Raw genomic sequence first — 10,919 nt, forward strand, 5'->3', positions numbered from 1 at the left:
CTACACCTGATGGATTGTCACCCGGTTAATGCCAGTCCCATCGCTGCCGGTCCTGCGTGAAATGCGCGTAAAATCATGCGCTGTCGTTCAGGACCTGGTCCTTGGCCTCCGGCAGCAGGGCGGCCCGCTTCTGGCGTACCTCATCCGCGGTGGCCCGACCTTCCAGGTCAGCACTGACCTTGCGCAGCACATCTTCAAACCCCGGTTCCTCGAAATCGGATTTGATCACCTCATGCGCATAGGCCTCGGCATCAGCGCCGGTTTTGCCCAGCAGCCCAGCGGCCCACAGCCCGAGCATCTTGTTGCAGCGGGCCTGCGCCTTGAACTGCATTTCCTCGTCATGGGCGTATTTCGCTTCAAAGGCGTGTTCGCGGTCGTCGAAAGTGGTCATGGATCCTCCCTCAGGGCGATAAGTGTCGTAGATCATTGTGATATGTGGATGGCGCGCGGCGCCAACAAGAGGCGGGCGGGGCAATTGATCCCAGAATCCGCGTGGCTCCCCGACCACGCCGGGCCATCATAGCACAGCAAGCCCGCAGGGACGAAAAGCCCGTCTCCCCAATCGTGATTGCGGGCGGGCAGGGACCAAGCTTGCGGCACGGCCCCCCTTGCCGTATGAGGGCGACAGTTCCCGGGCATGAGATTCCCGCTTTTTTCCCGAAAGGCTCCGCATGGCACGTCGCAAGAAGATCTACGAAGGCAAGGCGAAGACACTTTATGAAGGTCCCGAACCGGGCACCATCGTTCAGTACTTCAAGGACGACGCCACCGCTTTCAACGCGGAAAAGCGGGATGTCATCGAAGGCAAGGGCGTGCTCAACAACCTGTTGAGCGAGTTCTTCATGCAAGGTCTGGGGCAGATCGGCGTGCCGACCCATTTCCTGAAGCGGCTCAATATGCGTGAACAGCTGGTGCGCAGCTGCGAGATCATTCCCCTGGAAGTGATCGTGCGCAACTATGCGGCCGGGTCGATCTCCAAACGCCTGGGCATTGACGAGGGCACCCAGCTGCCGCGCCCGATTGTGGAATACTGCTACAAGGACGACGCGCTGGGGGATCCTCTGGTCACCGAGGAGCATATCGCCGCCTTCGGCTGGGCCAGCCAGCAGGATATGGATGATATCCTCAGCCTCGCGCTACGGGTGAACGACTTCCTGTCCGGTGTCATGCTGGCGGTCGGGATCAAGCTGGTGGATTTCAAGATCGAAATCGGCCGGATCTATGACGGCGATTTCCAGCGTCTGGTCGTCGCCGATGAAATCAGCCCCGACAGCTGCCGTCTGTGGGACATGAAAACCGGTCAGAAGCTGGACAAGGATGTGTTCCGCCGCGACCTTGGCAATCTGACCGACGCCTATACCGAGGTGGCCCGGCGTCTGGGCGTGATGCCGAACAACCCGCCGGCGAGCGGCAAGCCGACGCTGGTAAACTGACCTGATCCATGGATCCCGCCCTGACCAAAGGGCGGGATTTTGACTATCTAACTTAGAGGCCCCTAATCCGGGCTTTGCCATCGAAACCTGAGGGAAAATGCGATGAAGGCACGCGTGCATGTAATGCTGAAAAACGGGGTTCTGGATCCGCAGGGCGAGGCCGTGCGCCACGCGCTTGGCGCCATGGGCTTTGAGAAGGTGGGCGGCGTGCGTCAGGGCAAGGTGATCGACCTCGATCTGGCGGATGATGCCACCGAGGCGGATGTGACCGCGATGTGCGAAAAGCTGCTGGCCAACACCGTGATCGAATCCTACAGCATCGAGATGCAGGGATGAAGGCGGCTGTTGTTGTCTTCCCCGGGTCCAACTGCGACCGCGATCTGGCGGTGGCGTTTGAACAGGCGGGCTGTGACGTCTCCATGGTCTGGCACAAGGACAGCGCGCTGCCCGAGGGTGTCGACATCGTTGGCGTGCCGGGCGGGTTTTCCTATGGCGACTATCTGCGCTGCGGCGCCATTGCCGCCCAGTCACCGATCTGCCAAGCGGTTGTCGATCATGCCAATCGCGGTGGCTATGCCATCGGCGTGTGCAACGGCTTCCAAATTCTGACCGAAACCGGCGTGCTGCCGGGCGCTCTGTTGCGCAATGCCGGTCTGAAATACATCTGCCGCACCGTCGATTTGCAGGTGGCGACAGCCGACAGCGTCTTTACCGAAGGCTATGCGGCAGGTGATGTGATCGGCGTGCCGATCGCGCATCACGACGGCAACTACTATGCTGATGCCGACACCATCGCCGCGCTTCAGGATCAGGACCGCGTCGCCTTCCGCTATGTCGACAATCCCAATGGCTCGGTTGCCGATATTGCCGGTATCCTGTCGGAAAACCGCCGGGTTCTGGGCATGATGCCTCACCCGGAGCGGGCTGCGGATGCAGGCCACGGGGGCACCGACGGGGCGGCAGTGTTCCGCGCATTGGCCGGGCTAGTCACTGCGGCGTGACTTGTGAATGCGCGGCGGCTTGCGTTAGGTTTTGCCTATGACTGCCGCGCGTGACGCAACCCTATCCTCTGGAAAACCGCGCTCCCGCACGACCTCGTGGCGGGTGCGTCTTGCTTTGCTCTTGCTTATGGCCGTCGCTGCGGTGACCGTCTGGGTCACCAATCGTGCGCTGACCGATCGCTTCACCGAAAGCACCCGCAACCGGGCTGAGCTGCGTCTTGCGCTCTACTCTGGCAACCTGGTGAGCGAGCTGGGGCGCCACGCCATCGTGCCGCAGCTGCTGGCGCGGGATCAGGCACTGATCTCGGCGCTGCAATCGAATGATTTTTCGCTCTCGACCCAGCGGCTGATCTCCTTTGTCGAGGAAATCGGCGCCGCCTCCATCATGCTGATGGCGCAGGACGGGCGCACCGTGGCCGCCACCGATCGTAACCGGTTGGGCCAAACTCACCGCAATGCGGGTTATTTCGTCGACGCGCTGCGCTCCAAAACCACCGTGTTCTCGGCGATCCGCAGCGAGGTCGGCAGCTATCGTTTCACCTATTCGCGCCGCATCGTCGACACCTCCGGCATCCTCGGGGTGATCGTGGTGGAGGTCGATCTGCAGAAGTTCGAGCGCGCATGGGCAGGGATTTCGGATGCTGTGATGGTGTCCGACAGCACCGGCACCATCATTCTGGCAACGGAGTCGCGCTGGCGCGGCCTGTCGGAGGCGGATGCGCTGCAATTGCAGACCCCTGAGGGGGCCATTCAGCGGGCGATCAGGGCCACCACGGATTGGACCGCGCTGCCCGCCGATGCCTATCTCCAGGGCGAAGCGGTGATGCGGCTGGAATCCCGGATCCCGTTTCAGGGCTGGCGGCTGACCTCTTTCACCACCTACGCGTCGATCCGCGAGCGGGTGAACACGGTTTTGGCGCTTGAGATCATGGGATTCGCCATTCTGCTGGCGCTGGCTTTCTATGCGCTGAGCCGTCGCACCGCGCTGCGCATGGCGCTGTTCCAGCGCGAGTCGGCAGAGCTTCGCGTATTGAACGCACGGCTACAGCGGGAAATTGCCGAACGCGAACGCATGCAGGAGACCCTCGCAGTCGCCGAACAGAGCCTCGCGCAGAGCTCGAAACTGGCCGCTCTGGGTGAGATGTCGGCGGCCGTCAGCCACGAGCTGAACCAGCCGCTGGCGGCGATGAAAACCTATCTGGCGGGGGCGCGGCTGCTGCTCAATCGCAACCGCCCCGAGGAGGCGCTGGCCTCCTTTGGCAGGATCGACGATCTGATTGAACGGATGGGCGCGATCACCCGCCAGCTGAAGTCCTACGCGCGCAAGGGCGGTGATACGTTCAGCCCCGTAAATATGGGCGATGCGCTTGCCTCCTCGCTGTCGATGATGGAGCCGCAGCTGCGTCAGCGGCACGTCAAGATCGCCCGTATCCTGCCCGAGGAACCGGTCTATGTGATGGGCGATCGGATGCGGATTGAGCAGGTGATGGTGAACCTGTTGCGAAACGCACTAGATGCTACAAAGTCAGTCGAAGACCCTGAGGTCGAAATCCTGCTGGCGGCGGGCGAGACAGCCACTCTGTCGGTGCGCGACAACGGGATGGGGATCAAGGATTTCGGCAGCCTGTTTGAACCCTTCTACACCACCAAGCAGCCGGGGGACGGGGTTGGGTTGGGGCTTGCCATCTCCTCGGGTATCGTGAACGACCTAGGCGGTCGGCTGACCGCCCGCAACGGGCAGAGCGGTGGCGCCGTATTTGAAATGCAACTGCCGATCCTTGTGGACGGTATCGAGGCCGCGGAATAGCGCGGTATCACTGGATGGAGGGCACGCGAATGGCACAGGCCATGAAAATCGCGATCGTCGATGATGAACAGGATATGCGACAGTCGATCAGCCAATGGCTGGCGCTGTCTGGCTATGACACCGAGACCTTTGCCAGCGCCGAGGACGCGCTAAAGGTGCTGGGGCCGGATTATCCCGGGATTGTCATCTCGGATATCAAGATGCCGGGCATGGACGGGATGCAGTTCCTGAAGAAACTGATGGGCAGCGACTCTGCCTTGCCGGTCATCATGATCACCGGTCACGGTGATGTGCCAATGGCGGTTGAGGCGATGCGGGTTGGCGCATTCGACTTTCTCGAAAAACCCTTTAACCCGGATCGCATGTCGGAACTGGCCAAGCGCGCCACCGGGGCCCGCCGCCTGACGCTCGACAACCGGGTGCTGCGGCGCGAGCTCTCCGACGGCAGCACCATCATGAAGAAACTCATCGGCTCCAGCCCGGTGATGGAGCGCCTGCGCGAGGATATCCTGGATCTGGGGCAGGCGGATGGCCATGTGCTGATCGACGGCGAAACCGGCACCGGCAAGACGCTGGTGGCCCACGCGCTGCACGCGGTCGGCAGCCGGGCGGGCAAGAAATTCGTGCTGGTCTCCTGCGCCGCGCTGGAAGAGGAGGCGCTGTCCAAACGCCTGTTCGGTCCGATGCAGCCCGAAGACAGCTCGCTCCCCGCCATTGAGGAGGCCCGTGGCGGCACCCTGGTGCTGGAAGATGTCGAAGCCCTGAGCGAAACGCTACAGGCCAAGCTGCTTAGCGTCATCAATGAGCAGGGCATTCCGGGGGAGACGCGCATCGTGGCGATCTCCAACCTGCAGGAAGCCGGCAAGACCTGCGAAGACGCGCTGCGCCCGGATCTGTTCTACCGGCTTGCCGCGCTTCGGATCACCGTGCCGCCACTGCGCCAGCGCGGCGAGGATATCCTGACGCTGTTCACCCGCCTGTCCGAACAGTTTTCCGAAGAATACGGCTGTGACGCACCTCAGGTGAGCGCCCAGGAGGCCGCGCAGCTGTTGCAGGCGCCCTGGCCGGGCAATGTGCGCCAGCTGATCAATATCGCCGAACGCGCGGTGCTTCAGTCGCGCCGTGGCTCGGGGACCATTGCATCGCTGTTGATGTCGGACCACGAGGACATGCAACCGGTGATGACCACCGAAGGCAAGCCGCTGAAGGAATATGTCGAAGCCTTCGAACGGATGCTGATCGACAACACCATGCGGCGCCACAAAGGGTCCATCGCCAGCGTCATGGATGAGCTGTGCCTGCCGCGCCGGACGCTCAACGAAAAGATGGCCAAATACGGGCTGCAACGCTCCGACTATCTGTCCTGACCGCCAAACCGCGCGTTAACCAAGATTGGGCCGCCTCCCTCCTGGGGGCGGTCCTTGTCGTTCCGGTAACGGAATATTCATGATTTTCAGCCTAGGAACCAAGAGGATAGCATTTAGATTGCAGGTGTGACGAATGACCATTGTCATTACCTATCCACAGGTCTTATGCTGCCTAAATGGGGACGGGACTAGAGTGATCCTGCCCCTCTTGATGAGATTCGCTGCCTTTGTTTTTGTCCGGCAAGATCCGAGAAAGCAAAGTCAGACCGATTGGCCCCGCAGTATTTCGGGGCAGTTTAGCACCTGACTGGGGTTTCCCAGCAGGGATATAATCAGGGCAGGGCGCGGATATTCCCACCTGTCGGAGAAGAAACGCGATGACGCGCGCGAGAGAGAACAGCAGACAGGCAGGAGGGCCGGACAGATGTTCCGGGGCTAACCGCTGTACTGCATGGGCCAATCGCGCGCCTCAAGACATCGCCCAGACAAGACACCACCCCAATCGTTCACGTCCGCCCGGAAACGGGCCAGATGCGCGCGTGCGCGGCAGGTGCACCAAGGACTCATGGCAAAGAAGATGCTTATTGATGCCACCCACGCGGAAGAGACCCGCGTTGTGGTGGTCGATGGAAACAAGGTTGAGGAATTTGACTTTGAATCCGAAAACAAACGTCAGCTCGCTGGCAATATCTACCTCGCAAAAGTAACCCGCGTCGAACCTTCGCTGCAGGCAGCTTTTGTGGACTATGGCGGCAACCGCCATGGATTCCTTGCTTTTTCGGAAATTCATCCCGACTATTACCAGATCCCCGTCGCCGACCGTGAGGCCCTGATGGAGGAAGAGCGCGCCTATGCCGAGGCACAGCGCGCCCGTGATGACGAGGAAGAGGCAAGGCCTGCCAAGCGCCAGCCGCGGTCGCGTCGTGGTCGCACACGGGCTGCCGAGGTGAAATCCGCCGATGTCGTCGAGACGAAGGATGTCAGCCCGGAGGCCAGCGAAGGCGGCGCCGACATCGCGGGTATGGAAACCATCGACCTGACCGATGAAATGGCCGCAGCTGACACCAAGCTGGCGGATGTGCCCGAGGCCTCAGACGGCAATGAGACCGCCGCCGCAGAGGTGGTTGTCGAAGAAGCGGTGAAGGAAGCTTCGCCAGAGCCGGAAGCACAGGACGACAGCTCCGCTGACGATCTTGCGGCAGAGGCAGAAGACGCTTCTGATGCGGCTGCCGATGACGACGGCGACGATGCCGAGACCGCTGCCGATGCGACGGCCAAGGATGAGAATATCGAATCCGTTGCCGAGGAAGACGACAGCGAAGACATTCGTCCGGTGCGCAAACCGCGCCCGCGTCGCTACAAGATCCAGGAAGTCATCAAGGTCCGTCAGGTCCTGCTGGTTCAGGTCGTGAAAGAAGAGCGCGGCAACAAAGGCGCAGCACTCACCACCTATCTGTCGCTGGCTGGCCGCTACTGCGTGCTGATGCCCAACACCGCGCGCGGTGGTGGTATCTCGCGCAAGATCACCAATGCCGCCGACCGCAAAAAGCTGAAAGATATCGCGGTTGAACTGGACGTGCCGAGCGGCGCGGGGCTGATCGTGCGCACCGCCGGTGCCAAACGCACGAAATCCGAGATCAAGCGTGACTATGAATACCTCCAGCGCCTGTGGGAGCAGATCCGCGAACTGACGCTGAAATCCATCGCACCGGCTAAGATCTACGAAGAGGGCGATCTGATCAAACGCTCGATCCGCGACCTCTACAGCCGCGAGATCGACGAGGTTCTGGTTGAGGGCGAACGCGGCTACCGCATCGCCAAGGACTTCATGAAAATGATCATGCCGTCCCACGCCAAGAACGTGAAAAACTATCAGGATCAGCTGCCGCTCTTTGCCCGGTTCCAGGTCGAAAGCTACCTCGGCGCGATGTTCAATCCGACCGTTCAGCTGAAATCCGGCGGTTACATCGTGATCGGCGTGACCGAGGCGCTGGTGGCAATCGACGTGAACTCCGGTCGCGCCACCAAGGAAGGCTCGATCGAGGAAACCGCGCTCAAGACCAACCTGGAGGCCGCCGAAGAGGTGGCGCGCCAGTTGCGTCTGCGTGACCTTGCCGGTCTGATCGTCATCGACTTTATCGACATGGACGAGCGCAAGAACAACGCCGCCGTCGAAAAGCGCATGAAGGACAAGCTGAAGACCGACCGCGCCCGTATTCAGGTGGGCCGGATCTCCGGCTTTGGCCTGATGGAAATGTCGCGTCAGCGTCTGCGTCCCGGCATGATCGAGGCGACCACCGCGCCGTGTCCGCATTGTCACGGCACCGGTCTGATCCGGTCGGATGACTCGCTGGCGCTGTCGATCCTGCGCCAGATCGAGGAAGAGGGCACCCGCCGTCGTTCCCGCGAGGTGCTGGTGCGCTGCCCGGTCAGCATTGCCAACTATCTGATGAACCAGAAACGCGAGCATATCGCCCAGATCGAAACCCGTTACGGCCTGTCCGTGCGGATCGAGGGTGACCCGCATCTGGTCAGCCCGGATTTCTCGCTCGAGAAGTTCAAGACCGCCTCGCGTGTGGTTCCTGTTGTCACGACGCCGGTGGTATCCGTTGATACCTCGATCATGGATCAGGTCGACGCCGACGAGGCGGCCGAGGAGGCCGATGATGAGGTCGAGACCGATTCCAATGACGCGGATGTCGCAGAGACCCAAGCCTCTGGCGACGAGGGCGATGGGGACAACAAACCCAAGCGCAAGCGTCGTCGCCGGCGGCGGCGGAAGTCCTCCGGCGGTGAGGGCGATGAGACCAACGGCGACGCTCAGGCGGATGCGAAATCCGATGACCAGAAGGCCGCAGACTCGGCAGATGGCGACGCAGACGACGGCGACGACAAAGCTGATGCCGCCGAAGGCAAGGACGCCGCACCCGAGGAGGGTGAGGGCGAGGTGAAGAAACGCACCCGCACCCGCACCCGTTCGCGCAGCCGGAAGAAGAAGACCGATGAGACCGTGGCAGCCGATGGTGAGACACCGGACGAAGCCGGCGCAGAGGAGGCGGATCCCGCCCCGGAGCCTTCGGATGAGCAGGTGACGGCAGAGGAGGCGTCTGTGGAGGCCCCGACCGAGGAGGAGGTGGCACCCACACCAGCAGTAGCTCTCAACGGGGCGGCTCCGGTGGAAGAAACCCAAGCGGCAGACACCGTCTCCACACCCGAACAGCCAGACGCTGCGGAGGTTGAGCCGACCGCCGCGCAGGAGGTTCCAGCCGAACCGGCAACGGCCGACCCGATCGAGACCGATGAAGCGACCGCGCAGGATGTGGCCGCAGATCACGTCGAGGCGCCGACGGAGACCGCTGCCGAAGCGCCTAGCGAAGCGGCGCCTGAGGACCAGGCCGAACCTGCGCTGGCAGGCGCAGAGGCGGAGCCAGTCAGCCCGCCCAAGCCCAAGCGGCGCGGCTGGTGGTCGGTTGGCAGCTGATCAGCAAAACCAAAGAAAGGCGGGCGTTTAGCCCGCCTTTTTCATGTCAGGCCTCAAGACATCAGGAGCACCTCCATGCAGAGCGAGCCCCCCGTGATGGATCCGTTATTGGATCAGCTGCTGGCGGCGGAAACCGCCGTCTGGACGGCGTTGCAGCGGGGTGATGTTGCCGCGGACCGCGCCGCGCTGCATCCGCAGTTTCTGGGCGTCTACCCCAGCGGCTTTGCCGGGCGCGACGATCATTGCGAACAACTGGCCAACGGACCCACAGTGGCATGGTTCAGACTTGAGCAGGCGCGCGTCATGTCGTTGGCACCCGATTGCGCGTTGCTCGCCTATCGTGCCACCTATGCCCGCCCGGACCAGACCGGCGGGGATGCAGAGGCCGCCACAATGTATGTCAGTTCAATCTGGCAGCGCGTCGATGCGGTCTGGATCAATATCTTCAGCCAGGACACCGAGGCCCTGCCAGAGGGGGCGGAAAACCCGCTCCCCTAGGCGCTGGCGATCACCAGCCCGCCCAGGCGCACAGCCTGTCCATGTCCGTACCCCGAACAGAGGGTTTCACGGGCTGATAGGCTCAGCCGCCTTTGCGGATCAGATAGGTCTGATGTTTCGGATTGTCGCGGATTTCCAACAGCTCATGGCCCGCCTCATGACAGAAATGCGGGATATCCACCACCGCTGCCGGATCGTCGGCATGAACCTCCAGAACCATGCCAGAGGCCAATGGTTTCAGGCGTTTGCGTGCCTTCAGTACGGGCAGGGGGCACAGCAGCCCGATTGCGTCCAGAGTCTCTTTGGTGTCGGTCATACCTTGCAGATAATCCGGTTGTTTCATCCTGTCCACAAGGTTGTGACCGGCGCCCCCCGTGACCTTTGCAAGAGGCTGGTCTAAGGATTGGGCATGTTTGGTATTGAAATCATCGACGCAGGGCTGATCCCTGCCATGCTGGTGGCGCTGACGGCTGGATTGATCAGCTTTCTGTCGCCCTGTGTGCTGCCCATCGTGCCGCCCTATCTGGCCTATATGAGCGGCGTTTCCATTGGCGAGATTCAGGGCACGACCCAAGCCCGGCGCAAGGCCATCGTCGCGGCGCTGTTCTTTGTCATGGGGCTGTCGACGGTGTTTCTGCTGCTTGGGTTCACGGCCTCGGCTTTTGGTGCCTTTGTGCTGCAGAATCAGGAACTCTTTGCGCAGATCTCAGGCGTTGTCGTAATCATTTTCGGCCTGCATTTCCTGTCGGTTTTCCGCATTCCGATCCTTGACCGCGAGGCGCGGATGGAAACCGATCAATCCGGTGGCTCGGCCGTGGGGGCCTATATTCTCGGGCTCGCCTTTGCCTTTGGCTGGACGCCCTGTATCGGCCCGCAGCTCGGTGCCATTCTTTCGCTGGCGGCGACCGAGGCATCGGTGGCGCGCGGTACGCTGCTGCTCGGGATCTACGCGCTTGGTCTTGGCGTGCCGTTCCTGCTGGCGGCGATCTTCCTGACCCGGTCGATGGTCCTGATGAACCGGATCAAACCCTACATGGGGGTGATCGAGAAGTTCATGGGCCTGCTGCTGATTGTTGTCGGGTTCATGCTGGTCACCGGCCTTTTCTCTGAGTTCTCTTTCTGGCTGCTTGAGACCTTCCCGGCGCTGGCCACCCTCGGCTGACCTGCCGTCCGGGCTGGCGGTCCCTTTGCGCCGTTGCCACGGCATCCCCGCCCGAGATCGCCCCGTCTGACAGAGGTCCGGCGGGGCTTACTCTTTTTGCAAGGCACCGCTAAGCTGGCGCGACGACAAACAGGCAAATCGGGTCGCGCAGTCCGTGCAAGAGCAAACAA

10 protein-coding genes are annotated in these 10,919 nt (G+C 61.9%); 8 read left to right on the forward strand and 2 right to left on the reverse strand.

The annotated features are described in order from the left end of the window. Positions 1-73: 73 nt before the first annotated feature. Complete coding sequence (locus WLQ66_RS05685) at positions 74-391, reverse strand: DUF1476 domain-containing protein (RefSeq protein ID WP_340545390.1); 318 nt, start codon at positions 389-391, stop codon at positions 74-76. Between the two features lie 280 nt (positions 392-671). Between WLQ66_RS05685 and purC the strand changes: the two genes are divergently transcribed. The 7 genes from purC (at position 672) to WLQ66_RS05720 (ending at position 9,587) form a co-directional block, all read left to right on the forward strand. Continuing rightward, entirely contained in the window at positions 672-1,433 is a 762-nt protein-coding gene (purC, locus tag WLQ66_RS05690) for a phosphoribosylaminoimidazolesuccinocarboxamide synthase (RefSeq protein ID WP_340545391.1), read from the forward strand. A 102-nt stretch (positions 1,434-1,535) separates the two neighbouring features. After that, entirely contained in the window at positions 1,536-1,769 is a 234-nt protein-coding gene (gene purS, locus WLQ66_RS05695) for a phosphoribosylformylglycinamidine synthase subunit PurS (RefSeq protein WP_340545392.1), read from the forward strand. Further along, positions 1,766-2,434 (forward strand): phosphoribosylformylglycinamidine synthase subunit PurQ, encoded by a 669-nt coding sequence (gene purQ, locus WLQ66_RS05700; RefSeq protein WP_340545393.1) that lies wholly within the window; start codon positions 1,766-1,768, stop codon positions 2,432-2,434. The genes purS and purQ overlap by 4 nt, the downstream gene beginning before the upstream one ends. A 37-nt stretch (positions 2,435-2,471) precedes the next feature. Continuing rightward, positions 2,472-4,241 carry an ATP-binding protein gene (locus WLQ66_RS05705; RefSeq protein ID WP_340545394.1) on the forward strand — a complete coding sequence of 590 codons (1,770 nt, stop codon included), beginning with the start codon at positions 2,472-2,474 and terminating at the stop codon, positions 4,239-4,241. 29 nt (positions 4,242-4,270) lie between these two features. Then, positions 4,271-5,608: a sigma-54-dependent transcriptional regulator gene (locus WLQ66_RS05710; protein ID WP_340545395.1), complete on the forward strand. Its 1,338-nt coding sequence runs from the start codon at positions 4,271-4,273 to the stop codon at positions 5,606-5,608. Between the two features lie 565 nt (positions 5,609-6,173). Then, the gene (locus tag WLQ66_RS05715) at positions 6,174-9,089 is read left to right on the forward strand and encodes a ribonuclease E/G (protein ID WP_340545396.1); all 2,916 of its coding nucleotides are present in this window, start codon (positions 6,174-6,176) and stop codon (positions 9,087-9,089) included. A 75-nt stretch (positions 9,090-9,164) separates the two neighbouring features. Further along, positions 9,165-9,587 carry a DUF4440 domain-containing protein gene (locus WLQ66_RS05720; protein WP_340545397.1) on the forward strand — a complete coding sequence of 141 codons (423 nt, stop codon included), beginning with the start codon at positions 9,165-9,167 and terminating at the stop codon, positions 9,585-9,587. Positions 9,588-9,669: 82 nt separating this feature from the next. Here the strand turns inward: WLQ66_RS05720 and WLQ66_RS05725 are convergent, their stop codons facing one another. Next, positions 9,670-9,903: a sulfurtransferase TusA family protein gene (locus WLQ66_RS05725; protein WP_340545398.1), complete on the reverse strand. Its 234-nt coding sequence runs from the start codon at positions 9,901-9,903 to the stop codon at positions 9,670-9,672. A 93-nt stretch (positions 9,904-9,996) separates the two neighbouring features. Here WLQ66_RS05725 and WLQ66_RS05730 point away from each other — a divergent pair, with 93 nt between their 5' ends. Beyond that, on the forward strand, positions 9,997-10,749 hold the full coding sequence (locus tag WLQ66_RS05730; protein WP_340545399.1) for a cytochrome c biogenesis CcdA family protein: 753 nt from the start codon (positions 9,997-9,999) through the stop codon (positions 10,747-10,749). Positions 10,750-10,919 lie beyond the last annotated feature (170 nt).

This window comes from Phaeobacter sp. A36a-5a, from assembly GCF_037911135.1.
In the GTDB taxonomy this organism is placed as follows: domain Bacteria; phylum Pseudomonadota; class Alphaproteobacteria; order Rhodobacterales; family Rhodobacteraceae; genus Phaeobacter; species Phaeobacter bryozoorum.

Coding starts and splice junctions, on each gene's coding strand:
- purQ (WP_340545393.1), top strand. CDS start 1,766: ATGAAGGCGGCTGTTGTTGTCTTCCCCGGGTCCAACTGCGACCGCGAT.
- WLQ66_RS05720 (WP_340545397.1), top strand. CDS start 9,165: ATGCAGAGCGAGCCCCCCGTGATGGATCCGTTATTGGATCAGCTGCTG.
- purS (WP_340545392.1), top strand. CDS start 1,536: ATGAAGGCACGCGTGCATGTAATGCTGAAAAACGGGGTTCTGGATCCG.
- WLQ66_RS05705 (WP_340545394.1), top strand. CDS start 2,472: ATGACTGCCGCGCGTGACGCAACCCTATCCTCTGGAAAACCGCGCTCC.
- WLQ66_RS05730 (WP_340545399.1), top strand. CDS start 9,997: ATGTTTGGTATTGAAATCATCGACGCAGGGCTGATCCCTGCCATGCTG.
- WLQ66_RS05685 (WP_340545390.1), bottom strand. CDS start 391: ATGACCACTTTCGACGACCGCGAACACGCCTTTGAAGCGAAATACGCC.
- purC (WP_340545391.1), top strand. CDS start 672: ATGGCACGTCGCAAGAAGATCTACGAAGGCAAGGCGAAGACACTTTAT.
- WLQ66_RS05715 (WP_340545396.1), top strand. CDS start 6,174: ATGGCAAAGAAGATGCTTATTGATGCCACCCACGCGGAAGAGACCCGC.
- WLQ66_RS05710 (WP_340545395.1), top strand. CDS start 4,271: ATGGCACAGGCCATGAAAATCGCGATCGTCGATGATGAACAGGATATG.
- WLQ66_RS05725 (WP_340545398.1), bottom strand. CDS start 9,903: ATGACCGACACCAAAGAGACTCTGGACGCAATCGGGCTGCTGTGCCCC.